The sequence below is a fragment of the Limnobacter olei genome, assembly GCF_029087225.1.
GTDB classification, from domain to species: Bacteria; Pseudomonadota; Gammaproteobacteria; order Burkholderiales; family Burkholderiaceae_B; genus Limnobacter; species Limnobacter olei.
Map to the genome: position 1 here is coordinate 170,259 of NZ_JARFJD010000016.1, position 23,539 is coordinate 193,797.

The window sequence follows — 23,539 nt, forward strand, 5'->3', positions numbered from 1 at the left end:
TAAAAATAATATTGTCGCAAGCAAAGATTCGAGGAGAACTTCAAATGTCCGGCACAAGTACAATTCACGCAGAACAGGGCGTCACACCGGGCCACCATGGCAGCAACAGCAACGTTACGCCTGGAGAAATTGCCATTGGAGTGGTGATCGGTCGGGCTTCTGAATATTTTGATTTTTTTGTGTACGCAATTGCTTCGGTGTTGGTGTTTCCGGCGGTGTTTTTCCCGTTTGAAGATCCGCTCACCGGCACCCTCTACTCTTTCCTGATTTTTTCATTTGCTTTCATCGCCCGCCCGTTGGGCACTGTGGCTTTGATGATGGTGCAACAAAAATTCGGGCGAGAAACCAAATTGACCGTGGCCCTGTTCATGCTGGGCATTTCCACGGCAGGGATTGCATTCTTACCCAGCTACGCGTCGCTGGGCGCTGCTGCCATTGTGTTACTGGCCGTGCTTCGAATTGGTCAAGGCCTGGCTTTTGGCGGTTCATGGGATGGTTTGCCTTCACTCTTGGCCTTAAATGCCCCTGAAAACAAACGTGGCTGGTACGCCATGTTGGGCCAACTGGGAGCCCCAATCGGCTTCATCATCGCGGCTGGTTTGTTTGCCTATCTGTTGTCTGCGTTATCGACAGCCGACTTCCTGGACTGGGGCTGGCGTTACCCCTTTTACGTGGCATTTGCCATCAACGTGGTGGCCCTGTTTGCACGCCTGCGCTTGGTGGCCACCAGTGAATACGCACGCTTGCTCGAAGAGCGCGAACTACAACCTGTGAAAGTGACTGAAATTGTTGGATCGCAAGGCCACAATATTTTGGTGGGTGCTTTGGCTGCATTGGCCAGTTACGCGCTGTTCCACGTGGTTACCGTGTTTCCGCTGTCCTGGATTGCCCTGCACTCCGAGCGCTCTATTTCTGAATTCCTGGTCATTCAAATTGCAGGGGCGGTGTTGGCAGCCGGTGCGGTGGTACTCAGTGGCGTGATCGCCGACAAACTGGGTCGCAGAAACACCCTGGGCTTCCTGGCAATTTTGATTGCTTTGTTTAGCTTCTTCGTGCCCCACATGATGGGCGGTGGCGACAACGGGCAAACCGCATTTATCCTGATCGGTTTCGTTCTGCTGGGTTTGTCGTATGGCCAGGCAGCTGGTGCAGTAACCGCCAACTTCAAGGCCAAGTACCGCTACATGGGTGCTGCGCTTACCTCCGATTTGGCCTGGCTAGTGGGCGCGGGTTTTGCGCCACTGGTGGCCTTGGGTTTGGCTGCGCATTTCGGTTTGGAATACGTCAGCCTTTACCTGCTTTCAGGCGCTGTGGGGTCACTTGCTGCGCTTAGCCTGAACCGTGCACTTGAACTGAAAGACTAAAGCTGAAAGTAATATGATTTTCAACACGCAATACCCGCTTGTGCAGGCGCCCATGGCGGGTGTGCAAACCAGTGCGCTGTGCATTGCGGTCAGCAATGCCGGCGGCTTGGGCTCCCTGCCCTGCGCCATGCTCACTGCCAGCCAACTTCGCACCGAATTGCTGGCCATCCAGGAAGGCACCAAGAGGCCTTACAACGTTAATTTTTTTGCCCATACTCCACCGGAAATAGACGCGGCGCGCAACCTGAAATGGAAAAACGCACTGGCACCTTATTACAGTGAAATGGGCTTGAACATTGAAGAGTTTCCAAGTGGCCAGGGCCGAACACCGTTCAATGCGGAATCAGCTGAACTGCTCGAGGAATTCAAGCCGCCCTACGTCAGCTTTCATTTTGGTTTGCCCAAACCTGAATTGCTCAAACGCGTGAAAGCCATGGGCGCACAAATTATTTCATCAGCCACTACGGTTGAAGAGGCACTTTGGCTTCAAGCCCAAGGTTGCGACTTCATCATCGCCCAAGGTTTGGAAGCTGGCGGACATCGCGGACACTTTCTGAACCATGATTTGAACCTGCAAATGGGCACATTTGCGCTGTTGCCGCAAATCGTCAAAGCTGTAAATGTACCCGTGATAGCCGCTGGAGGAATTGCCAGTTCAAAGGGCGTAGCAGCAGCCATGGCTTTGGGTGCAGGTGCAGTGCAAGTCGGTACCGCCTACCTGCTGGCACCGGAATGCAGCACCAGCGCCATTCACAGAAAAGCCTTGCAAAGTGAGGCTGCACGCCACACGGCACTGACCAACCTGTTCAGTGGCAGGCCCGCACGCGGCATTGTGAACCGGGTGATGCGTGAACTGGGTGCCCTGTCTGAATTCCCACCCGAATTTCCATTGGCCACACCCGGTATTGCGCCACTGCGGGCCAAGGCAGAAAGCATGGGTTCAGGCGACTTTTCACCCCTGTGGGCCGGGCAAAATGCCAGTGAATGTAAAAATGCGAGCGCTGCGATGATTACCCACGAGCTCGCGCAGGGGTTTTAGAGCAGGAATAAACCGGCTAAGTCCTGCATCCAAAAGGGTATTTTGGAAGTATAAATAGCATATACATCCAATAATATCCGCGAGACATGCACCACCCCTTTCAGACCTCAAGGCGCAAACGCGCCCTGTTTGTGTTGTGTGCCGCCGTTCTACTGGCGGCCTTGGGGTTCTTCGCTTACAAACTCTCGGGAAAATCTGCCAATACAGTCCACCCGATTGACTCGGGATTCGCAAGAAGCATGCTTCTGCACCACGCGCAGGCCATTCAAATGTCGATGATGATGCGCGGTGCCGCTTCACCTGAAATTCAGGCTTTGGCGCAATCCATCATCATGAAACAAACCCGTGAAATGGGTGTGATGGAAGGCTGGTTAACCGCCTGGAACGAACCCGTGATGATGGATGGCCCACCCATGGCCTGGGTTGAAAATGCCACCAATGTGCGCCACCTTGACGATCAGCTTTATCAGGCCCAATGCAAGGCCGATGGCGGTGCCATGGCCGGTGTGGCCACACCCGAACAACTTGAACAACTCAAAAACGCCAGTGGCATTGAGAAAGAAGTTTTGTTTTTGGAGCTGATGCTGGCCCACCACCGCGCCGCAATTCCCATGGCCTGGTTTGCAAACCGCAACGGTGAAACAAGCCTGGTCAAAGCCCTGGCCAGCGCCATGATTCGCGACCAAGGCATGGAAATTGGCTGGATCCAATTGAAATTACAACAACTCAAAAAATCCTGAACTGGAGACATTCCTCATCATGTTGAAAAAACCGACACAAGTGGTACTGGCTGCCTTGTTGTTACCTACACTGGTAGCAGGTTGTCTGGGTGGTTCAGACAGCAGCAGTTCAATCGGCGGCGGGCGAACAAACCCAAGCCAGGTGGTGGATGGTTTGAATGTAACTGCCACGCCACAGGGTCGCTGTGGGCCCGGTTCACGGCAGGAAACAGGCATGCAGGGCCGGGTGTCACAGGCAGATCACGATGCGGGTTTGGCCGCGGCAGGCTTTACTTGCAACACACAAATGGTGGGCTCGTTCGCGCCTGAACGCGTGATCGGTACCGTTGGTGGTTTCAAAGTTGAACGCTACCGTGACAAAGCTGGACGCGATTGCGCGTTCGCAGACAGCACCTTGCTGTTCCCCACCAATATTCTGGACATGGAACTGGGCGTGAATGTGTTCGACATGAGCGATCCAAGCAATCCGGTGCGTACTGCGCGCCTTGTTACGCCTGCCATGCTGTCGCCGCATGAATCGCTGGTGGTGAGCCAAGAAGGTGGTGTGTTGGCAGCCGTGTTGGGTAACCCCGCATTTGGCCCAGGCATTGTGGACATTTACGATGTATCAGAAGACTGCCGCAACCCCGTGTTGAAATCGTCCACACCCTTGGGCCTGTTTGGTCATGAAAGCGGTATTTCGCCGGATGGCAAAACATTTTTCTCGGGTTCACCCTCCACCTCCACACTGGTGGCGCTCGACATTTCCAACCCCAGCCTGCCGCGCCCATTGTGGGCCGGGCAATATTCATCACATGGCTTGTCAATCAGCCCTGACGGCAACCGCGCCTATGTAGCCAGCATCGGCGACCCAGCAGGCATGTTGATTCTGGATATTTCAGAAATTCAGGCTCGCAAAGCCAACCCGCAAGTACGTGAAGTTTCACGACTGACTTGGGACACTGTAACCATTCCACAAAACGCCATCCCTTTTACTAGAAACGGCAAGCAATATGTGATGGAGGTGGATGAGTATTCCGGTGGCAACAACGGACCCTTGCCTGTGGGTGCAAACGGTCCCAATGTAGGTGCTGCGCGAATTATTGACATTTCAGATGAGTCAAAACCCAAAGTTGTGTCAAACCTGCGACTGGATGTTCACAACATTGCGAACCGCGAAGAAATTGCCAGTGACCCCGGCGCACAGAACCCCACAGGCGGGTACGCTGGGCACTACTGCAACATGCCTACGCGCGTGAACCCCACCATCGTGGCATGCAGCATGATCTTGTCGGGTCTGCGGATTTTCGACATTCGAGACCCTGCCAATCCTGTTGAAGTGGCCTACTTCAACGCGCCTGTGAAGCCGCGTGTGTTAACGTTGCCCGCACCAGCCAGCAACTGGGCCATGTCCAGCCCGGCTTTTGTACCCGAGCGCAAGGAAATTTGGTACACCGATGGCTATCAGGGCTTTTATGTGGTCAAAGTAACTAACAACGCATGGAAATAATTCAAACGGAAATTATGTCAATGAACTTTCAGTATCTCAATCTAGAGGTGGCCGAACGCGTGGCCACAGTCACCATCAACCGCCCAGACAAAGGCAATGCACTGGCCCCCGATGTACTGGAGGAAGTGACACACATGTTCAACGCACTGGGTGCGCGACAAGACGTGAATGTCATTGTATTCACCGGAGGTGAGCGCTACTTTTCAGCAGGCTTTGACTTGAATGAAATTCGCAAGCTTGAGAAAGTCAGCAATGAAGCGTACACCGCCCTGTTTCACCGCGCATATCGCGCGATTCTGTTTTGTGAGCAGCCCGTAATATGCGCCGTGGGTGGTGCAGCAATTGCTGGCGGCTTTGATTTGACCATGATGTGCGACATTCGCTATGCATCCACCCGTGCCAAATTCGGCCAACGTGAAATTGTGCTGTCATTGACCCCCATCATGGACCCGCTGTGGCGCATCATCGGCATGGGCCGCGCCAAGGAAGTGGCACTAACAGGTCGTATTTACGATGCGGCAGAAGCCGAGCGCATGGGCTATGTCAGCAAGGTGTTTCCAGAAGGCGAATTGCTCAGCTCCGTTGCGCAAATTGCGCGTGAAATGGCGCAATACGACCGCGCCTGTCTGGCTGAAACGAAACGACTGTCCAATGTGGTGTTGAACCAGGATTTGGACATGTCCATGCGCACGCAGGAATGGTTGTTCAGAAGTTACATTGGTTCAGAAGACAATCACCAACGCATTGACGCGCTGCAGTCGCAATTGGCTGCAGCACGAAAAGCAAAAAGTTAAACCCGTTCAACTGTAGCGCGCGAACTCTACAGGGTCGTGCGCGCAAAACAGCTCAACTTCATCGCCGCTACTTTTCACCAACTCACGCAAACGTGCCTGGGTCGCCACACGTTCGGCAGGCAGTGTTTGCACAAGCTTTTCAAAGAAAGCCACGCCAGCCGGCATGGGGTCCTCGTGCTTCAAGGCCACCTCACTTCGGTGAAAGTATGCGTCGCCACAATGCAAAAGCCACTTGTTGCCGTTCTTCACCGCCACACCCACATGCCCTCGAGTGTGTCCAATCAACGGCACCATCAGCAATTCCACACCGGCAATCGGTCGAATGGCCTGAAAGCCAAACCAGGTTTCAGTGGGTTTCTCGTGAATGTTCCATTTGGGCTTGTGTTCAAACTGCGCTTTTCTGAATCGCAATGAATCGCGCAGGCTTGGGTTTATTGCGTGACGATGCTCGGGCTCGAACACATGCACTTGCGCGTCGGGAAAATCACTCAAGCCCCCAGCATGATCCAGATCAAGGTGAGTGGGCACAATGTGCTTGACATCGCCGGGCTTCAAACCCAAAGCCCTGATCTGCTCAATCGCTGTTTCTTCAAGGCGCAGCTGAGGAGCCAGCATGGCCACAAAGCCAGCGCCCAAGCGTCGGTTGGGCTCTAATACGTCGCCTGTACCTAAACCAGTATCGACGAGAATCAGGCCTTCTTCGCTTTCAACCACCAGGCAATGACAAACCATTTCAGCCCTTTCAAAAAAACCACCACTGCCATTGATCAAACGTTTGCAAATCGGGCACATGGTGCCGCAATTCATGTGGTGAATTTTCATGGTTCAAATTCCGTGTAGTTGTGGTGGGTTCAGTTTAAATTGCAACGCAACAACATTGCATCTATATCCACTTCATCGCCCATGGCCGTGAAGCCCAGCGAATTCGGATGCAGCAAATCCGGGATGTACAAGGCTGCATTGGGCAAAGGTGTACCTGGTGCGGCAAGCACCTTGTCAAAATCAACGACACCATCAATCAAAGGCGTGCTGCGAATCCAGGTATTGATTTTCTGACGCTCGGGTTCTTTCACTGTAGGGCCATCAGGAAACCATCCAAAAGCAACATCCGCGCGCGGCGGTATGGTACCCATGAATACGCACAAGCCACTTGAACGCGCCTGCTGAATCAATTGCTGGTAGGCCTGAATAACGGGTTCGGCTTTCACATCAGCTCCCAGGTCATTGGTGCCTTCAAAAATGACCACTGCCTTCACACCGGCACGGTCAAGCACATCCCGCTGAAAACGCTCAATCAAGGGTGGTCCTGCAAATCCGTTTCTTGCATTGGTCACAGTGTTGCTGTTGATCCCTTGATTCAACACTGCCACATTCGCATTCTGCGCATTCAAGCGAGTGGCCAAGCGGTCTGTCCAGCGTTGGTTTAGTACCTGCATAAACCCATCGGTGATTGAGTCACCAATGGCCACAATTGCGCCCTTGGCTTCAGGATTGAAAGCGTCAAGACCAGAAATAAAGAACCAGCCCACTGACACCTGCTGAAACGAAGTACCCACAGAATCGTCAGTGACATCTCCACTGTTGTGCGGGCTGATGTACTGCGGACCAAAACTGACCGCATGCCAGGTCATGGGGCCGCTTTCGCCTGCCACGTGAAACGTCACAGCCAAATCTTCTTGAGCCCCAAATTCAAATGCAGCTACATCGGTAATCAATTCCTGCCCCGGCATGGCCACACCGAAATCTCGACCATTCACTGTCAGCGCAACCTGTGTCGCCTCATCGATAATGGGCAGCAAAGGATTGCCTTTGGCAATTGAAATATTCTCAAACCGCACCGGTTGAGTACCCATGAGATTGGAAAGCCGGATACGTACCGCCTGCCCGCCCAGCGTGGGATTGATGATCATCCTAAAGCTTCGATTAACCGCCTGATCACCGGGAAAGTTTGCCAACTCTGGGGCACCAGGCAGTGGGATATTCTCTTGAGTGAGTGGCCCGAGCGGATAGGGTCCATAAGGCGCCGTTGACCATACACCCACCATATTGGCCTGCGCCTCGCGCAGATCAACCCGTGACGCTGCAGAAGGGCTGGTGCTACCACTGCCGCCAAGACAAGCACCCAACAGCGCCGACACGGCCATCAGACCGAGCGCTTTTAACAGCAATTTCATGACCTTCCGTCTCCGCAGGCTGTTTTGTGCAGCTCGAAATATTGATGGATTTGATCCAACTTGTACTGAAATGCAAAGCCTACAGATTCAAATACTGAGTTCCTGAACCAGCAACTCAGCAAAATAATCACAAGGTGGGCGTCTGGATTTCAGGCTTCTGGACAGCACCACTTCCACAGGCTGCAAAGGTGGCAAACCCTCTGCACCACCAAGCCTGAGCAAATGGCCTGGCATGCCGCACTGAGCCAGCGGTGCAATGGCAAGACCTGCGTCCACCATGCTAACCAAGCCTTGCACTGCCGGGCTTTCATACGACATGCGATAAGGAATTTTTGCCTGCTGCAAAGCCTTCAGTGCATGGGCACGCGCGGTACTGCCCTCACCAAACACAGCAAGCGGTAAGGGACGCTCTTTCCAAATGGTTCGGTTACTTGGCGACCCTGCCCACACCAGGGGCTCCATGCGCAACAACAGCCCCGGACAACCCTTGGTACGTGTAATCACAGCCAGATCCACTTCATTGTCTTTGACCATTTGTGCAATGTGATGGCTTGGGCGACCTATCACTTGTATTTCCACACGGGGATAGGTAGCAGAAAACTTGCGTAACACAGGCGGCAGCAGAGACGACGCATAATCATCAGGCACACCAATGCTGACACGCCCTGTCACAGCTGGCCGGGTTAATTCTGCAAAGGCTTCATCGCGCAAAGCGAGCATTTGTCGGGCATAGCCAAGCAAGGTGTGTCCCTCTGCGGTCAATTCCAGGTTGCGCGTGTCGCGCAAAAACAAGGCCTTGCCCAGCAGGCCTTCAAGCCCCTTGATTTGCATGCTGACCGCCGAGGGCGAACGGTGCACCCATGCTGCGCCTGCCGCGAAACTGCCGGAATCTGCCACCGCCACCAGCATGCTCAATGCATCCAAATCCAGTTTCTTCATTTCATCAGCTTTTCTGATTAATCAATTTAATTTAATTCGTTTTACGAAATTTATCCAGTGTTGAATAATCCACTTCGCGATTCACCCAACAAGGACAATTGAAGTGAAAGACCTGAGTTCTCTGTATGCCTTTCTGGTGGTGGGAGGGTTGTTGTCCATCACGCCTGGCCCCAACATGATCTATGTGATCTCCCGCTCCATTACGCAAGGGCGACGCGCCGGGTTGACTTCGCTGGGCGGCGTGGTAGTTGGTTATCTTTTTTACATGTTTGGCGCAGCCTTCGGTATTACCGCCTTTTTTAAAACACAGCCCCATGCCGCACAAATTCTAAGTGCATGTGGTGCGGTATACATGGGCTGGCTGGGCTGGAATGCGATTCGCCCTGGGGGACGCTCCCCGCTTGAAATTCATGAACAGTTACCGCGCGAACATGCTGGTAAATTGTTTGCGATGGGGGCCACAACCAGCCTGCTTAACCCCAAACTGGCGTTGATTTTCCTTACCTTATTGCCTCAGTTTATCGACGAAACACAAGGCCGTGTATTGGAACAATCGCTGTTTTACGGCGGCTTGCTCATCGCGATGTTTGCGGGCGTGAATGCAGGTATGGCGATATTTTCTGGCAGCATGGCCAATTTCCTGGCCCGAAAACCCGCATGGCTCTTGGCACAACGCGTGCTGATGGGAATTACGTTGCTTGCATTGAGTGCAGAGATGGCAATCCAAGCCATGGGTTGATATGCTTGGTCTGTTGTAGAGGTATTACCCAAGGAATTTGATCATGTCACAAGCGGCCATGCCACTGTTTCCGCTCACCACAGTGTTGTTCCCACAAGGTGTTTTAAATCTTCAAATTTTTGAGGTTCGGTATCTCGACTTGATGAAAAAATGCCTGCGCGACAACACACCATTTGGTGTGGTCAGCCTGCTGGACGGCAACGAGGTGCGCCGCCCCGACGAGAAAATTCAACTGGCCAAGATAGGTACACTGGTCAACATTGAAAAACACGAGTTTGTGACTCCCACGCTGATAGAAATTTCAACAGTGGGCAGCCAGCGATTCAAGTTATTGAATGCCATGCAAGAGAAGAACGGTTTGTGGATGGGCGAAATTCAAACCTTGCCAGCCGACCCGGTGGTTGAAATTCCAGACTACCTCCAAGGCAGTGCAAATGCCCTGGCACGGTTGATCAACTCGATCGATGAAAATGAAATTGCTGAGGAACAGCTGCCATTTCGCAAACCGTACAAGCTGATGGATTGTGGCTGGGTGGCCAACCGCTGGTGCGAACTGTTGCCCTTGGACAAACCCACCAAGCTGCAATTGCTGGCATTGGACAACCCTCTGCTGCGGCTGGAGTTGATTGACGATACTTTGGCCGCCCAGGGTTTGCTTAAATCGTAATTACAACCTTGCCCACCACTTTCCGATCCAGTAAATCTTGCAGGGCCAGAGCGCCCTGTTCAAGTGAATACACTTTGGACACCAGCGGTTTCAGTTTGCCTTGTTCAATCAGGGCAAACATCTCGCCAAGGTCTTTAATAAAATCAAACAACTGCCGATTCACAAACTCGCCCCAAAACACACCCACAATTGACGCCCCTTTCAGCAAAGGCAAATTCAGTGGAATGCTTGGAATTTCACCGTCTGCAAAACCAATCACCAGGTAGCGTCCATTCCAGCCGATGCTTCGAAATGCAGGCTCGGCAAACTTGCCACCCACAGGATCAAAAATTACATTTGGGCCTTTCCCGGCAGTGAGTTCTTTCACACGTTCGCGCAAATCCTCAGTGCTGTAATTGATTAAATCATCTGCACCGTTTTCTTTGCAAATGGCCAGTTTTTCAGCACTGGATGCCGCAGCAATCACTTTGGCACCCAAGGCTTTGGCAATTTGAATCGCCGCCAGGCCTACACCACCCGCAGCACCCAACACCAACAGGGTTTCGCCCTCTTTCAATTGGGCGCGGCCCTTCAGTGCATGGTAGGAAGTACCATAGGCCAGAGTGAAGGATGCAGCGGTTTCGAAACTGATTGCGGGCGGCATGGGAATGATCTGCTTGGCCTGCACCAGCACCTTCTCGGCGAAGGCACCATGAGTACACATGGCGATCACGCGATCACCCACTTTCACATTCTTTACGCCCTCACCGAGCGCAGCCACCACACCTGCCAATTCAGCGCCTGGCGCAAACGGCAACGCAGGTTTGAACTGGTACTTGCCCTGAATAATCAGCGCATCCGGAAAATTGACACCGGCTGCTTTCATGTCCACCACCACTTGGCCAGGCCCCGGCTGCGGGTCGGCTGTTTCCTGGAACACCAAGGTGTTGGGCAAACCCAGGCTGTTGCACATCAATGCTTTCATTGTTTTGTCTCCTCTTTACTTTTTTATTTGGGCAGCGTCGGGTTTTGCTGATTCAGAATTTCTTTCATCCGGGTTTCAATCACCGGGAACATGTAGCTGTGCGGAATCACATAGAAGCGCTTTTCAGAAATCGCATTGAACGTTTCTACTGCCATGTCATCGGCAGTCAATTGCCCGCTAGCAATGGCTTTGCCAATGCGTTTGTTCAACTGCGCCGTCAAACCTTCAATCGGCTTGGTTTGTGCCACATCACTGGGCCGGTTGCGTTCAGAATTTCCAATACCAGTGGGCACCCAAGCCGGACACAACAAAGAAACGCCGATGGGCGATTGGGTCATTTGCAGCTCAAGACTCAAGGTTTCGCTCAATGTGACCACGCCATGCTTGCTAACGTTGTAGGCCGCCATACCGGGGTTGGACACCAGGCCCGCAACCGATGCCGTATTCACAATGTGCGCCGGGCCACCTTGAGCCTGCATACGGGGCAGGAACTCCGAAATACCGTGAACAACACTCCACAAATTCACCTGCAAAATCCATTCCCAATCGGCCACGGTGTGTTCCCACGTGGTGCGAGCCAAAGCAACACCTGCATTGTTGAACAACAAATGAACCCGGTTGAATTTGCCATAAGCCGCATCAGCCAATGCCTTGATTTCTGCCGCATGACGCACATCGGTACGCACAGCCAACATGCGGTCTGCGGGCAAGTTCAGTTGTTCAGTTGCTGCCAAAAGTGCTGGTTCATCAATATCGGCCAACACAACCTTCATACCCTGCGCTGCAGCATGCCTGGCCAACGCCAAGCCAATGCCGCTAGCCGCCCCGGTAATGACGGCGGTTTTACCGCTGAAGTTGTTCATCGTTTGTTGTCTCCAAATTGCTTGTCGTTTTAATCATAGACCTGCCAAGCGATCAACACAGTTACTGCAGCAGATAATTCACCGGAGTTAAATTGGGAGGCAAATCCCTTTTGTTCAGGCTTTCCAGCAAGTCCACTTCAATCACACGAACCAATGCATTCAAAGGCAAGTCGTTGTCAAGCAGTCCAAACGGCTCCTCCAATTCATCGCCCAGGTAATCAAGACCAAAAAAGGTGTATGCAATGGTAGCCACAATCAAGGGGGTCAAAAAATTTAGGCTGGGTGCCAGTGAAAAAGGAAGCAGTAAACAGAACAACCATGCGGTACGCCTTAACAACAGGGAATATGCAAAGGGTGTTGGCGTAGTTTTTATGCGTTCGCACGCCCCCTGCACGGCGGCCAGCGCACTCACCTTTTGGCTCAGTATTTGATACACGATGTCAGAAATCAAACCTTGACGGTACAAACCCACCAAGCGTGCATCAAACAACTGCAGAACTGCATTGGGCACATTGCGGGACACCTGTATCGACGTTTTGTCAGATTCATTCAGCCATTTCGAAGCCGCCTGTGCTTCATCTTGATCACGAAGACGGGCGGCCAAAGCATGGGAAAATCCAATCAACAAACTGACCAAAACTTCGCGCTGGGCCACATTTGGAAAGAGTGCCGCAAGCTCCCGGGCCAAATTACGGGAATGCACGATCAAATCGCCCCAATGCTTGCGTGCCTCCCACCAACGATCGTAGCAGGCGTTGTTTCTGAAACCTAAAAACACGGATAAAGCCAAACCCAAAATGGAGAAGGTACCCAGGCCAGCGTTCAGGAATTCTATGGGTTCTCCATGGGACCACCACACCACAAGGCATGACAACAATGCAATGGCCGCGACTTTCCAGGCAATGTGGCGAACCACGGAGCCACGAAGAATGAATAGAAGTTGATACGCACGGGGGCGGGGTCGAACAATCATGGCGCGCTTGGCTATAGCAGTGATAGACCTTTCGATTATTGCCCAAGTCTGGCCGTTATATGGCACCGACACGACGAACTCTTTTCAAGAACAGAAAATCATGTTGCAATTTGGGAATGAAACACACCAACTTTAGTCTCCGGGTATTTATTCTCCTCACAGGCTTGCTGCTTGGCCCGCTAAGCTGGGCTGCCTGTAACTACGCCCCCATACCCAATCCCCACCCCGATGGCATTGGCAAATCCTATTGTGACCGCCAAATTTCGAAGGTGATGGGCTGGCAGGGCGCACCCTGGCTTGAGCGACCACAGCGCCTTCAAGAAGAGCGCACTGATTTACTGATCCAAAAATTGAATTTAAAACCTGGCATGGTGGTGGGCGATATAGGCGCTGGCACTGGGCATATTTCGACAATGATGACTGAAAGAATTTCGCCCGATGGAGTTGTTTGGGCGGTCGATATTCAACCGCAAATGATCAAGATGCTGCAAAAGAAGGCAGAGAGTTTGCCCAAAGGCCGACTGCAAATTCGGCAGTCCAGCGAGAAGAACCTGAACCTGCCCGACCGAATTCTGGATGTGGCGATTATGGTGGATGTGTATCACGAGCTTGAGTACCCACGTGAAACGCTTCAATCACTGATGAAAGCTGTTAAAAAGGGCGGAAAAATTGTATTTGTGGAATATCGCGCCTTTGACCCGGATGTACCGATCAAAGCGCTTCACACCATGAGCGTGGCGCAGGTTCAAAAAGAAGCAGAAGACCTTGGGCTGAAATACGAGAAAGCCGAAAGCCTCAGCTGGCAGAACATGATTACTTTCATCAATCCGTAGTTGAATCATTCAACCAGCGCAACACGCCTTGCCCGGCAGCCATTCCTGTTGCAAAACAGGCAGTGAGCAAATAACCACCGGTGGGTGCCTCCCAGTCCAGCATTTCACCCGCGACAAAAGTACCGGGCTTGTTGGTCAGCATGTAATTGCTGTTCATGCTTTCGAAGCGCACACCGCCTGCCGTGCTGATTGCTTCATCAATTGGCCGCACTGCGTGAACCGTGATTGGCAATGCCTTAATTGTTGAAACCAGTTTTTCCAAATTCTTGAACTCGTCTTTGCCAAGTACTTCATGCAGCAAAGCCAACTTCACACCGGCAATGCCCAGTTTATTTTTGAAATAGCTGGAGATTGACTGACTGCTACGTGCCCACCCCGCCAATTCTGCTCGAACACGGTCAAGGCTGCGCCCTGGCAATAAATCGAGCGCAAAAGTTGCATCACCCTGCGCATTCAAGCGTTGGCGAATTTCCCGACTGAAGGCGTAAACAAGGCTGCCTTCTACACCATGCTGACCAATCACCATTTCACCCTGCCGCTCAATTACCTGGCCCTGCAGATCAGTGAATTTCAAAGCGACCGACTTCAGCGGTGCGCCTGCAAACTTCTCGCGCAGGTAATCGCTCCAATTCACTTCAAAGCCGCAATTTGCACTTTCAAGCTCAGCAACTTCAACCCCTGAATTGCGCAGCCAAGGCACCCAGGCCCCATCAGAACCCAGCTTGGGCCAACTGGCTCCACCCAAGGCAAGCACTGTGGCCTTGGGTAAATATTCAACAAGACCATTTGGTGTTGAAAACTGCAATTGCCCCTTCCCATTCCAGCCTTGCCACCTGTGGCGAACATGCATGCGCACACCCATGCCTCTCAAGCGGTGCAGCCAGGCACGCAACAAAGGCGCTGCTTTCATTTCTTTCGGAAACACCCTGCCAGAAGTACCCACAAATGTTTCAATGCCAAGTTCATGCACCCATTCGCACAATCGCTCGGGCGGCAGTAAATCAAGTGTGGTTTGTAAATGGGGAAGCCTGTCCGCATAGCGGGTACAAAACTTTGCGTAGTCTTCGCTGTGGGTAAGGTTCAAACCACCAATACCGGCCAGCAAAAACTTGCGGCCAAACGATGGCATTGCATCAAACACATCCACCTGCACACCCGCGTTGCTGAGTACTTCGGCGGCCATTAGGCCCGCTGGGCCTCCGCCAACAATTGCAACGCCCAAAGGTGGGGATTCAAGCATGTGGTGCTATGTTTAATTTGAATTTGTATTTCGGAGTGGTCTGAACAAGCGACTCAAACCGGTGTGTTTGCATGCACAGGATTATAGAGCAAGGCACTCAATAACCCATCAGCAATCACTCATCAAATCTGAACTCGGGTACCCAATTCCACCACCGCGTTTGAAGGCAACCTGAAGAAGTCCACCACGCCACCTGCATTGCGGCTCATGGTTGCAAACAACTGCTCGCGCCACTTGGCCATGCCCGAACCTGGCGTGGGCACAACAGTTTCGCGGCTTAAAAAGTAAGTGGTTTCAAACATCGATATTTTCAGACCCACCTCATCAGTCAACTCAAGTGCCTTGGGAATATCAGGCGTATTCATGAAGCCATAGCGCACAGTCACTTGCCAGAAACCACGGCTTAGCGATTTCACTTCAACCCGGTTCAAATTGCTAACCCAGGGTACACTTTCAAACACCACCGTCAATATCACATTCGATGCATGCAACACTTGGTTGTGTTTCAAGTTGTGCAGCAAAGCCATGGGCACTTTGTCAGGATCAGCCACCGGGTACACCGCTGTGCGGTAAGCGCGGTTAATTTGATCCACATTCAGCGTGGGCAAAAAATCGTTCAAATCAATGCCGTCTTTCTGAATACTTTTCATCAACAATTTGCGGCCTCGCCACCAGGTGGCCATGACAACAAACAAAGCCAAGCCCAACACAATCGGGAACCAACCGCCATCAAACAATTTGAATGCGCAGCTGACCACAAGCAGTATGTCGATCAGAACAAAGAAAATGGTTGCACCCACTGACAACCAGGCTGGCAAACCCCAGCTGTGGCGAATCACAAAATAGGTCAGCGTGGTGGTGATCAACATGGTCAAGGTAACTGCAATGCCGTACGCACCCGCCAGGTTAGAGGAAGTTTTGAACATCAACACCGCCAATAACACACCTGCCAGCAACAACCAGTTCACAGCAGGCATGTAAATTTGGCCCGACTCTTTCGCCGAGGTGTATTGAATTTTCATACGCGGCAAAAAGCCCAGTTGAATGGCTTGCTTGCTCATGGAATAAGCACCGGAGATAACCGCTTGCGACGCAATAATGGCGGCCATGGTGGCCAGGCAAAGCACGGGGATTACCCAGGCATCGGGGAAAGAACGATAAAACGGATTCTCAATGGCGCCTGGGTCGGCAATCAGCAAAGCGCCCTGCCCCAAATAATTTAAGGCCAAACAAGGAAACACCAAAAACGTCCAGGCCAGGCGAATCGGCTTCTTTCCAAAGTGCCCCATGTCGGCATACAAAGCCTCAGCACCAGTCAGGGCCAGCACAATCGCACCAAACGCAGCGAACAAACCCCAACCGCGGTCCAGAATAAATTGAATGCCATGCACCGGATTCAACGCGTGCAGAATTTCGGGCGCATTTGCGATATTCACAACGCCCACTGCACCCAAGGTTGCAAACCACAACACAATAATTGGCCCGAAGAAACGCCCAACCACCGAGGTTCCGTAACGCTGTACAGCGAACAATCCGATCAGGATCAATACACTTAAAGGAATGATGTATGGCGTCAAGGTGGGTGTAATCAGCGTCAACCCTTCCATGGCACCCAACACCGAAATGGCAGGTGTAATTACGCTGTCGCCATAAAACAGTGTGGCACCAAACACCCCAATCAGCAGCAAGGCAGTTTTCAGTTTCGGGTTTTTTCGAACTGCTTCCGAGGCCAATGCGGTCAACGCCAAACCGCCGCCTTCGCCATTGTTGTCGGCTTTCAAAATCAGGATCACATACTTCAAAGTGACCACCAACATTAACGCCCAGAAAATCACGGAAATAGCACCTGTCAGGTTCTCGGGATTCAATGGCACGCCACTGTTCTCGCCGAATACTTCTTTGACGGTGTACAGCGGGCTAGTTCCGATGTCCCCATACACCACGCCAATGGCACCCAAGGTGAGCGCAGCAAGGCCAGCACTGGTTTTATCTGTTGATTCTGGTTTGTTCATGGTTGTAACGCACTTGCACTGTGTAAACAGCCTGCATCATGCGCTGCAACATATAAGGAAGTTATAAGGAAATCCGGGAGGGAACCTAGGTGCCTGCCACTGCCAACATGCGGTAACCCACACCAGTTTCCGTCAGAATAAAGTGTGGATCCGCCGGATTTTTCTCGATTTTCGCGCGCAGCTGGCCCACATACAGGCGGGTATATTGTGTGTGCTCCAAATACTCAGGACCCCATACATCTGCGAGCAATTGCCGGTGACTCACCGCCTGCCCAGCACTTCGCACCAAGCGCGCCAGAAGCTCATACTCGGTGGGAGTTAATTTAACCTCCAGCCCATTTAGAGTTATTTCACGCTTGAGCAAATCAATTTTCAAGCCATCACGCTGATACAACAAAGTGGCTGGCTGCGCCAAATTGCCGCGATGGCGTAAGGCCACCCGAATCCGCGCCAACAGCTCCCCCACACTGAATGGCTTTACGAGGTAGTCATCGGCACCCGCGTCGAGTAACTCAATTTTGCTGTCCTCGTGCGGGCGCGCCGAAATCACAATCACAGGTGCACTGCCTGCCCTGCGAGCCACCTCCAGAAAGCTTTTCCCATCGCCATCGGGCAAACCCAAATCGAGCAAACACAAATCAAACGTCTGCCCTGCAAGCTGATTCGCCAACAAGGCCTTGGCTTCTGACAAACTGGCCGCTGTGACCACCGAATGCCCTTCAGTGCCCAAGCTGTTGCGTAGGGCTTTGCCCAGCTCCCGGTCGTCTTCAATCAATAAAATACGAATGCTCATGCGCCTTGTTCCTGCACCACAGACAAGGGCAATGTGAATATGGCCAACACACCTTGTCCTGCAATCGCAGATGTAGAGAAATTCAAACGTCCTGCGTGAACTTGTGCCACAGCATGACAAAGCTGTAGGCCAATACCCAGGCCTCGAGACTCATCACCTTGCAACTTGTGTTGCGCCAGCATACCTTTGCCGCGGTCTGTAACCTGAAACACCACCTCACCTTGCTGTTGCAAAACATTCAGCTCAACTGAACCAGGTGCCCCCGAATGTTTGATTGCATTGTCGATCAGGTTATCCAACACCTGCTCCACCAGCACCATATTGCATCTCACCAAGGGCAAGCCCGCAGCGACCTTCACAGCAGGTAAATGCAATGCTTTGCGTTTCCTTATACGCTGCAATACAGCCGCCACCATGTCCTCAACTGATTCCATTTGCATGGGTACCTGAACCTGCTCACCGCTTAGGCGTGCCAAAGTCAGCGTGTTGTCGGTGAGCCTGGCCACCTGCTGCGTTTCCTCCTGAATCAACTCAGCGTAGCGGCGAATTTCTTCTTTGCTCAAACGGTCTGTTTGCTCCAATATTGCAGAAGCTGAGGTGAGTATGCTGGCCAGTGGTGTTCGCTGATCGTGCGCAATCGATGTTAAAAAAAGGCTGCGGGTTTTCTGGGTTTGTGCCGATTCTCGGGCACTTTGGGCGCGCAATAAATTGTCCCGCCGCTCGCAGGCCAGGCCCATTTGATCCAGCAGTGCCTGCGCATCGCGAACCCACAAGGCCTCGCTAAAATCAATATCACCGCCCACACACACGCACACACCATAAGCCCTTGTTTTTCCGCGCATGGGCAAGTACAGATCGTCCAGATTGTCATAGCGCCCCGTGCTGCTTCCCAGTGGCTTGTTTTCTTGCAGGCAGGCTTCAAAGGCCTTCACTTGCGTGGCATTCAGCGACTCAAGCTCAGTAGAAGTAAACCCCACCAGCACTTGGGTAGAACCCTCAGCCAGCCCCGCTAACAATTGATGCAAATCGGAAAGCAGTTGTTGCGGATTATCAAGCTCGCGCAGTTTTTCGCTCCACTGCATTAACTGCAAAGTACGCTCCGCCTGCTGCCGCTCAAGCGCTGCAATTTGCTTTTGCCGACGCAATAAATAGGTAATCAGCCACGACACACCCATCATCGTGATCAGCAAAATGCCATGCTCATGAAGGTCAACATGAAAGGTGTGTACGGGTGGCACCATTTGGTAGTTGAACATGAGCACAGCAAGCGCGCTGAGCGCAAGTGAAAGTGGCAAGGGCAACAACAGGGAATAAATCGATGAGACAAGAATAAGCACCACAGGCGCGTTGGAAAGCGTGACCCAGTCATGGGGGTAGGCCAGCACCAACATCAGGGCAGCCCACAAAGTAAAACCCAGTATCCCTGTAAACAACGCGGTCGGTTTCATGAATTCAATTCATCCAATGGCAGCAACACCTTTGCTTAACGGCAGGTAATAATCATCACCCGATTCTAATCGTTGCTGCCATTGAATAAGCGAATTCTTCTCAGAAAGGGTTTGTTCCACATTTGAAAAAGTAAGGCAGTGAATCAATTGGGGCAAGCACAGTCAACTTGCCGCGAATTGGGCGTGAAGGGTTATGCGTAGAACAAAGCCCAAACCACACCCCAATTAGGCTTCAACAAAACTTTGCCGCTGTGCCACACTAAAAGCCCAACAACACAAAAGGGCACACCATGGCCACAGCGCATTTTGATTTTTCCAATACCTGGACAGTGATCACCGGCGGCGCCAGCGGCATTGGCCTAACGTGCGCCTTGGGTGTTGCCAAAGCGGGCGGCAATGTGGTGGTGTCGGCCAGTCGCAAACCAGAAAAAACCCAGGCAGCACTGCATCAAATCCAGTTAATTAATCCAAATGTGAAAGCCAAAGCCTTCCCGTGCGAAGTGGGGCAAGAGGCCTCTGTCGCTGCCTTTTTCCACGCAATTGGACAAGAGGGGATTGCTGTTGACCATGTGATTCATAGCGCGGGCATATCACCCAACACCGAATTTTTTGACCAAACCCAGGCCGAATGGGACCAGGTTCAAAATACCAATGCCACTGGCAGCTTTTTGGTCACCAAATACGCTGCATTACAGATGAAAAATAATCCTGTACGTGGCGACTTTCGCGGACGCATTGTACTGGTCACCTCCACCAATGGCATCAACAGTTGGGACCCTGTTTCTGCCCATTACGACGCCTCCAAGGCCGCCAACAATCTGTTTGTGCGCGTGGCTGCGGAAAAATTATCAGAAGACCAAATTTGTATCAACGGCCTGGCCCCAGGCTGGATCAACACCGACCTGAACGCCACCCTGCCCCCTGATGTGCGCGAAAAAGAATCTGCAAAAATCTGGATGAAGCGCTGGGCCGAACCCGATGAAATGGCGCAATGTGCACTGCACTTGCTCACCATGCCCTACTTGATGGGGCAAGTTGTCATGGCCGATGGAGGCTATCGATAAGTGGTGTAATGCCGCAGCGGTATACTCAACAGCATGAATGATTTACTGCTGCGCCTTAAACTGGCCGTTGAACACCCCCACGAGGACCAGGTTTCTGTGCGCTTTCTTGCCGACATGCATGGCGAGTCTGCCCACGGCGCACTGCTGCTTTTTCTGGCCGTACTCACCCTGCTGCCAATTCCCTTTTCCGGCTTTTTGTTCTCGTTTGGTATATGGTCTGTTGCCCACATGATGTGGATCAACGAAAGTGGCCACGGCCTGCCTGAAACAGTATGCCGCGTAAAATTGTCCAAAGCATCCGCAACGCGGCTCATCAAAATTCTGGGCTGGATATATTCCAAAGCCGACCGCATTTGCTCCCCGCGACTGGAATCGCTGAGTAGCCCCGCCCACCGGGGCTGGCTGGTACCCTTCATCGCCCTGATGGGATTCATCATTTTTCTGCCTATACCCGGCGGCAACGGCACACCCGCTATTGCACTCATTTTGATTGGCCTTGGCCTAATGGCGCGAGACGGCCTGGCAATTATTGCAGGGATTGTTACCGGGCTGATGGGAGTTGGCGTGGTAGGCTTTTTGGGGTGGTTGATAGTGAGAGTAGTTTAGGGAGTGAACCGGTTTGCTCTTCCAACACCATGTCAGCAGCCTTCTCCGCAATCGCGAATCTACCACCGCCATGTCGTCTACACCCATCTTGCATGTGCCCACAAGTTGGTAAGCAGTTTCTGCCGTTTGGCGAACCCAGCGTTCTAGATCTGAATCGGTTTGCACACTGGCACCGGGTGTCAACTCGGACCGACTGTAAGCATTTCAATGCAGGCTGTTTAATGAGATTGCGCAAAATTTTAATTGCCCTGACCAAGCGATCAATGTCACGTGCGTGCGCACCATAATTTGGATCAATTTCAAGGGCATCCATTGGGTCTGTACTCTTCAACCTAAGCTCGCCACGGAAAAGCGGGCGAAGGTCTTAAGCCATGATCGAATAAGCGTAATGACGAAACAGCGGCTACAAATTCAGGCCATGCTTGGCGGCCGGCAATGGCACCACGTGAAATTGCAAATCTTCAATGGCTCACTTTCAACTGACTTCACAAATCCACCTGCTTCAGCCAAGTGACTGCCGAACTCGCCAGTCTTCAAGAATATGTGCTTGAACATCTCTAGAAAACGGCGCCCCACAGCATGGGCCGCATCGCAAAGGCACAGTGACTAATTCGGACAAATGTTAAGGTTTTTCAGCCAGAAAGAACAGGGACGGAAAATCTGGGGCAGGTCAGGCACCCTTGCGCTCTGTCAATCAACTGCACTCTGGGCTTGTGTTTGCCGTAGAAAACGACTAAATCGAAAATCTCCGGATTCGAGCTTAGTGAAATCTACTCGGTTCAATAGAATTTGTTGTCACCTCTAAATTTTTTAATCGCGGAATCCAGAACTAAGGAGTAATAACTAATTGCCAATTTAACAGCATCAACTGGAGTTATTTTGGTGTGTTGAATATTTAAATGGGAAGCAGGCGGTTCGTATTCTTTTTTCTCTCTCGCATTGAATATTTTGGGTAGAAATGCATCTCCCCCTTGAAACCTAATCACTGCCTCAACGATTGACCCTGGGGCTGGAGTTGCATCGATGATATAAGTTCCGTCCTCGAAGATAGTCAAGCCTCGAATATGTCCGTTAAAGTCAGGAGCTAATTCATAAACGCCTTCTTCCCAACCTAACGGAGTCTTTCCATGCTGACTTTGATGTCTAGCTTGGTATAAGTATGAAAGTAGAGGATCCTTTCTCCACTTTTTTTCGATGGGAGCCACCCACGGTGGAAACTTAGTGGAAAGCCCTTTCCCCTCTGAGTAAAACTTAACCCAAAACTCGGCGATGCTATCCACTGAACGGGTCCAACCCTCCTCAAATACAATACGGTCAGTGGCCTCCGTCATCTGCTCAAGCCCAAACTTAGCTTCTTGTAGCTTTTCTAGCGCTGACAACCACAATATTCTTCTAGTTGGCTCAAGCGAGCCTTTCGCAATTTGAATTTTTCGGCGTTCCATCATTTGCTGTAAACAAATCTCATCAACGTAACAGAGTATCCCAAGTTGGTATTTATGAGCGATTGACTTCGTTCATCACTTCTATCCACAAATTAATTTCAAATCAAATTTGGACCACCCCGCCTTTAGATAAGAAAACGAAACCACACTTTTTAAACTGTTTAAAAAAATTTTTTCAATCAATAATCTTAGGCGTACGTGCGGCCAGGTAAAGTGGTGCAAGGAGTTTTTGAAGATTGATGTACCATGCGATCGACTGGGCCCGATAGTGACCGAGGCAGCCTATCAAGACCTGGTAAAGAAGCGGCTCGGGGTGCTACCTGAAGTCCCCAACCAGAACATTCTCCGCGAACAGCCCAAAGTCAGGCTTATTAATCAGCAATTATGAACAGACGACGCGAGAAATCAAAAACTTTGACAGGCAGCCGAATCTACATTCGCGATGGCTCCTACAAGTACTTTGCACCCGAGCCTGTCTACAATCCGGAAACATCCAAAACCACCAAGTGAGTGAAGCTTTGCAGTGTCAAAAAAGGTGAGCTGGCCGCGCGCCAGAAACTTACTGAACTGCTTCAACATGCGACTGGCCAGGACGGCAAAGGCGATTTTCCGGTGTGGTTTGGCAAGTGGCGCGATACGCTGCTGACCAAGCGGACCAAAGACGAGCCGCGCGAACCAGCCCGGGCAAAGATTTGGGCCAATGGCACAAAAGCACTGGTGGCCGTGCTGAGCAAGATAGAGCATGCGTTTGCAGACTTTGACCTGGTTCAAGTCAAGCCGTCAGACGTGGCCCAGTTCCTTGATCAGTGGGAGGGGCGGCGATCAGCTCAAGCCTACAAAGGGCACCTCAGCAAATTCTTCGCCTGGTGCTGCCGGCGCGGTTTGCTCAATTCCAACCCTGCCAGAGACGTAACCGTCGAGAAACCTCAGTCTCGGGATGTGTACATGACCGATGAGCAGTACTTGGCAATTCATAGGCACTTGGCTATCGGCAAAGACAAGCGCCCTACCCGCTCAGGGCCCATGGTTCAGTGCTACATGGATTTACTGTACCTGCTGTACCAGCGTGGAACCGAGGTGCGCCTATTGCGCTGGGATCAAATAACTGACGAAAGAATCAAATTCAAGCCAACCAAAACCGAGCGCAGCAGCGGTATGACGGTGTGCGTCCCAATGACAGCGGCTATTCGAGAGGTTTTGGATAGGATCAAATCGATCCGCAAGATGCGCAGCATGTATGTGATCCACACCGAGCATGGCCAGCCCTACACTGCCCACGGAATAGGCAGCGCTTTTGAGCGGGCCTGTGAACGTGCAAAGGTTTCAGGTGTAACTTTAGTAAGCCCCCAGCAAACC

Annotated in this window: 24 protein-coding genes and 1 pseudogene; 12 read left to right on the forward strand and 13 right to left on the reverse strand. The window is 51.9% G+C overall.

Annotation, left to right across the window (positions count from 1 at the left end; translation table 11 throughout):
- The first annotated feature begins 44 nt into the window (after positions 1-44).
- The 5 genes from PY990_RS11195 to PY990_RS11215 all read left to right on the forward strand — a co-directional run bounded on the left by PY990_RS11195 (position 45) and on the right by PY990_RS11215 (position 5,426).
- Complete coding sequence (locus PY990_RS11195; protein ID WP_275271665.1) at positions 45-1,364, forward strand: MFS transporter; 1,320 nt, start codon at positions 45-47, stop codon at positions 1,362-1,364.
- 13 nt (positions 1,365-1,377) lie between these two features.
- Positions 1,378-2,403 (forward strand): NAD(P)H-dependent flavin oxidoreductase, encoded by a 1,026-nt coding sequence (locus PY990_RS11200; RefSeq protein WP_275271666.1) that lies wholly within the window; start codon positions 1,378-1,380, stop codon positions 2,401-2,403.
- 86 nt (positions 2,404-2,489) lie between these two features.
- On the forward strand, positions 2,490-3,143 hold the full coding sequence (locus PY990_RS11205) for a DUF305 domain-containing protein (protein ID WP_275271667.1): 654 nt from the start codon (positions 2,490-2,492) through the stop codon (positions 3,141-3,143).
- A 19-nt stretch (positions 3,144-3,162) separates the two neighbouring features.
- A complete protein-coding gene (locus PY990_RS11210; protein WP_275271668.1) occupies positions 3,163-4,632 on the forward strand; it encodes an LVIVD repeat-containing protein in 1,470 nt (489 codons plus the stop codon).
- 20 nt (positions 4,633-4,652) lie between these two features.
- On the forward strand, positions 4,653-5,426 hold the full coding sequence (locus tag PY990_RS11215; protein ID WP_275271669.1) for an enoyl-CoA hydratase/isomerase family protein: 774 nt from the start codon (positions 4,653-4,655) through the stop codon (positions 5,424-5,426).
- A gap of 6 nt (positions 5,427-5,432) precedes the next feature.
- On the opposite strand, the gene PY990_RS11220 is transcribed toward PY990_RS11215, so the two are convergent.
- From PY990_RS11220 to PY990_RS11230, 3 genes are all read right to left on the reverse strand, one after another.
- Entirely contained in the window at positions 5,433-6,248 is an 816-nt protein-coding gene (locus PY990_RS11220) for an MBL fold metallo-hydrolase (RefSeq protein ID WP_275271670.1), read from the reverse strand.
- Positions 6,249-6,277: 29 nt separating this feature from the next.
- A complete protein-coding gene (locus PY990_RS11225) occupies positions 6,278-7,600 on the reverse strand; it encodes a GDSL-type esterase/lipase family protein (protein WP_275271671.1) in 1,323 nt (440 codons plus the stop codon).
- An 87-nt stretch (positions 7,601-7,687) separates the two neighbouring features.
- Complete coding sequence (locus tag PY990_RS11230) at positions 7,688-8,539, reverse strand: LysR substrate-binding domain-containing protein (protein WP_275271672.1); 852 nt, start codon at positions 8,537-8,539, stop codon at positions 7,688-7,690.
- 103 nt (positions 8,540-8,642) lie between these two features.
- Between PY990_RS11230 and PY990_RS11235 the strand changes: the two genes are divergently transcribed.
- Together PY990_RS11235 and PY990_RS11240 are read left to right on the forward strand one after the other, a co-directional pair.
- Entirely contained in the window at positions 8,643-9,278 is a 636-nt protein-coding gene (locus tag PY990_RS11235) for a LysE family translocator (RefSeq protein ID WP_275271673.1), read from the forward strand.
- Between the two features lie 43 nt (positions 9,279-9,321).
- On the forward strand, positions 9,322-9,945 hold the full coding sequence (locus PY990_RS11240) for an LON peptidase substrate-binding domain-containing protein (protein ID WP_275271674.1): 624 nt from the start codon (positions 9,322-9,324) through the stop codon (positions 9,943-9,945).
- Here the strand turns inward: PY990_RS11240 and PY990_RS11245 are convergent.
- The 3 genes from PY990_RS11245 to PY990_RS11255 all read right to left on the reverse strand — a co-directional run bounded on the left by PY990_RS11245 (position 9,935) and on the right by PY990_RS11255 (position 12,745).
- Positions 9,935-10,909, reverse strand: coding sequence for an NADPH:quinone oxidoreductase family protein (locus PY990_RS11245; RefSeq protein ID WP_275271675.1), 975 nt, complete (start codon positions 10,907-10,909; stop codon positions 9,935-9,937). The two genes, PY990_RS11240 and PY990_RS11245, sit on opposite strands and share 11 nt — an antisense overlap.
- 23 nt (positions 10,910-10,932) lie before the next feature.
- On the reverse strand, positions 10,933-11,772 hold the full coding sequence (locus PY990_RS11250; RefSeq protein ID WP_275271676.1) for an SDR family NAD(P)-dependent oxidoreductase: 840 nt from the start codon (positions 11,770-11,772) through the stop codon (positions 10,933-10,935).
- Positions 11,773-11,833: 61 nt separating this feature from the next.
- A complete protein-coding gene (locus PY990_RS11255; RefSeq protein WP_275271677.1) occupies positions 11,834-12,745 on the reverse strand; it encodes a bestrophin family protein in 912 nt (303 codons plus the stop codon).
- A gap of 116 nt (positions 12,746-12,861) precedes the next feature.
- On the opposite strand from PY990_RS11255, the gene PY990_RS11260 reads away from it, so the two are divergent.
- Positions 12,862-13,578, forward strand: a complete 717-nt coding sequence (locus tag PY990_RS11260) for a class I SAM-dependent methyltransferase (protein WP_275271678.1) — start codon at positions 12,862-12,864, stop codon at positions 13,576-13,578.
- Here PY990_RS11260 and PY990_RS11265 read toward each other — a convergent pair.
- The 4 genes from PY990_RS11265 to PY990_RS11280 all read right to left on the reverse strand — a co-directional run bounded on the left by PY990_RS11265 (position 13,568) and on the right by PY990_RS11280 (position 19,071).
- Entirely contained in the window at positions 13,568-14,818 is a 1,251-nt protein-coding gene (locus tag PY990_RS11265) for a TIGR03862 family flavoprotein (protein ID WP_275271679.1), read from the reverse strand. The two genes, PY990_RS11260 and PY990_RS11265, sit on opposite strands and share 11 nt — an antisense overlap.
- A gap of 122 nt (positions 14,819-14,940) precedes the next feature.
- Positions 14,941-16,830, reverse strand: a complete 1,890-nt coding sequence (locus PY990_RS11270) for a potassium transporter Kup (RefSeq protein ID WP_275271680.1) — start codon at positions 16,828-16,830, stop codon at positions 14,941-14,943.
- A gap of 85 nt (positions 16,831-16,915) precedes the next feature.
- Positions 16,916-17,623 carry a response regulator gene (locus PY990_RS11275; RefSeq protein WP_275271681.1) on the reverse strand — a complete coding sequence of 236 codons (708 nt, stop codon included), beginning with the start codon at positions 17,621-17,623 and terminating at the stop codon, positions 16,916-16,918.
- Positions 17,620-19,071 carry a sensor histidine kinase gene (locus PY990_RS11280; protein ID WP_275271682.1) on the reverse strand — a complete coding sequence of 484 codons (1,452 nt, stop codon included), beginning with the start codon at positions 19,069-19,071 and terminating at the stop codon, positions 17,620-17,622. The genes PY990_RS11275 and PY990_RS11280 overlap by 4 nt, the downstream gene beginning before the upstream one ends.
- Positions 19,072-19,361: 290 nt before the next feature.
- Here PY990_RS11280 and PY990_RS11285 point away from each other — a divergent pair, with 290 nt between their 5' ends.
- Both PY990_RS11285 and PY990_RS11290 read left to right on the forward strand, forming a co-directional pair.
- Complete coding sequence (locus tag PY990_RS11285) at positions 19,362-20,135, forward strand: SDR family NAD(P)-dependent oxidoreductase (RefSeq protein WP_275271683.1); 774 nt, start codon at positions 19,362-19,364, stop codon at positions 20,133-20,135.
- 33 nt (positions 20,136-20,168) lie between these two features.
- Entirely contained in the window at positions 20,169-20,741 is a 573-nt protein-coding gene (locus PY990_RS11290) for an exopolysaccharide biosynthesis protein (RefSeq protein WP_275271684.1), read from the forward strand.
- On the opposite strand, the gene PY990_RS11295 is transcribed toward PY990_RS11290, so the two are convergent.
- The 3 genes and pseudogenes from PY990_RS11295 to PY990_RS11305 all read right to left on the reverse strand — a co-directional run bounded on the left by PY990_RS11295 (position 20,637) and on the right by PY990_RS11305 (position 22,186).
- A complete protein-coding gene (locus PY990_RS11295; RefSeq protein ID WP_275271691.1) occupies positions 20,637-20,924 on the reverse strand; it encodes a GMC oxidoreductase in 288 nt (95 codons plus the stop codon). The two genes, PY990_RS11290 and PY990_RS11295, sit on opposite strands and share 105 nt — an antisense overlap.
- Positions 20,925-20,997: 73 nt before the next feature.
- Positions 20,998-21,054 (reverse strand): annotated as a pseudogene (locus PY990_RS11300) (hypothetical protein); the annotation flags it as partial.
- 466 nt (positions 21,055-21,520) lie between these two features.
- Positions 21,521-22,186, reverse strand: coding sequence for a hypothetical protein (locus tag PY990_RS11305; RefSeq protein ID WP_275271685.1), 666 nt, complete (start codon positions 22,184-22,186; stop codon positions 21,521-21,523).
- Positions 22,187-22,567: 381 nt separating this feature from the next.
- On the opposite strand from PY990_RS11305, the gene PY990_RS11310 reads away from it, so the two are divergent.
- Both PY990_RS11310 and PY990_RS11315 read left to right on the forward strand, forming a co-directional pair.
- Positions 22,568-22,693: a hypothetical protein gene (locus PY990_RS11310; protein ID WP_275271686.1), complete on the forward strand. Its 126-nt coding sequence runs from the start codon at positions 22,568-22,570 to the stop codon at positions 22,691-22,693.
- Positions 22,694-23,539: tyrosine-type recombinase/integrase (locus PY990_RS11315; RefSeq protein WP_413789524.1), on the forward strand; the 846-nt coding region annotated here is incomplete at its 3' end.

What these genes read in the sequence shown, in the direction of transcription:
- PY990_RS11255 (WP_275271677.1), bottom strand. Translation starts at nt 12,745, where the DNA reads ATGATTGTTCGACCCCGCCCCCGTGCGTATCAACTTCTATTCATTCTT.
- PY990_RS11215 (WP_275271669.1), top strand. Translation starts at nt 4,653, where the DNA reads ATGAACTTTCAGTATCTCAATCTAGAGGTGGCCGAACGCGTGGCCACA.
- PY990_RS11285 (WP_275271683.1), top strand. Translation starts at nt 19,362, where the DNA reads ATGGCCACAGCGCATTTTGATTTTTCCAATACCTGGACAGTGATCACC.
- PY990_RS11305 (WP_275271685.1), bottom strand. Translation starts at nt 22,186, where the DNA reads ATGATGGAACGCCGAAAAATTCAAATTGCGAAAGGCTCGCTTGAGCCA.
- PY990_RS11205 (WP_275271667.1), top strand. Translation starts at nt 2,490, where the DNA reads ATGCACCACCCCTTTCAGACCTCAAGGCGCAAACGCGCCCTGTTTGTG.
- PY990_RS11265 (WP_275271679.1), bottom strand. Translation starts at nt 14,818, where the DNA reads ATGCTTGAATCCCCACCTTTGGGCGTTGCAATTGTTGGCGGAGGCCCA.
- PY990_RS11260 (WP_275271678.1), top strand. Translation starts at nt 12,862, where the DNA reads ATGAAACACACCAACTTTAGTCTCCGGGTATTTATTCTCCTCACAGGC.
- PY990_RS11250 (WP_275271676.1), bottom strand. Translation starts at nt 11,772, where the DNA reads ATGAACAACTTCAGCGGTAAAACCGCCGTCATTACCGGGGCGGCTAGC.
- PY990_RS11275 (WP_275271681.1), bottom strand. Translation starts at nt 17,623, where the DNA reads ATGAGCATTCGTATTTTATTGATTGAAGACGACCGGGAGCTGGGCAAA.
- PY990_RS11280 (WP_275271682.1), bottom strand. Translation starts at nt 19,071, where the DNA reads ATGAAACCGACCGCGTTGTTTACAGGGATACTGGGTTTTACTTTGTGG.
- PY990_RS11220 (WP_275271670.1), bottom strand. Translation starts at nt 6,248, where the DNA reads ATGAAAATTCACCACATGAATTGCGGCACCATGTGCCCGATTTGCAAA.
- PY990_RS11195 (WP_275271665.1), top strand. Translation starts at nt 45, where the DNA reads ATGTCCGGCACAAGTACAATTCACGCAGAACAGGGCGTCACACCGGGC.
- PY990_RS11290 (WP_275271684.1), top strand. Translation starts at nt 20,169, where the DNA reads ATGAATGATTTACTGCTGCGCCTTAAACTGGCCGTTGAACACCCCCAC.
- PY990_RS11200 (WP_275271666.1), top strand. Translation starts at nt 1,378, where the DNA reads ATGATTTTCAACACGCAATACCCGCTTGTGCAGGCGCCCATGGCGGGT.
- PY990_RS11225 (WP_275271671.1), bottom strand. Translation starts at nt 7,600, where the DNA reads ATGAAATTGCTGTTAAAAGCGCTCGGTCTGATGGCCGTGTCGGCGCTG.
- PY990_RS11240 (WP_275271674.1), top strand. Translation starts at nt 9,322, where the DNA reads ATGTCACAAGCGGCCATGCCACTGTTTCCGCTCACCACAGTGTTGTTC.
- PY990_RS11270 (WP_275271680.1), bottom strand. Translation starts at nt 16,830, where the DNA reads ATGAACAAACCAGAATCAACAGATAAAACCAGTGCTGGCCTTGCTGCG.
- PY990_RS11230 (WP_275271672.1), bottom strand. Translation starts at nt 8,539, where the DNA reads ATGAAGAAACTGGATTTGGATGCATTGAGCATGCTGGTGGCGGTGGCA.
- PY990_RS11210 (WP_275271668.1), top strand. Translation starts at nt 3,163, where the DNA reads ATGTTGAAAAAACCGACACAAGTGGTACTGGCTGCCTTGTTGTTACCT.
- PY990_RS11310 (WP_275271686.1), top strand. Translation starts at nt 22,568, where the DNA reads ATGAACAGACGACGCGAGAAATCAAAAACTTTGACAGGCAGCCGAATC.
- PY990_RS11245 (WP_275271675.1), bottom strand. Translation starts at nt 10,909, where the DNA reads ATGAAAGCATTGATGTGCAACAGCCTGGGTTTGCCCAACACCTTGGTG.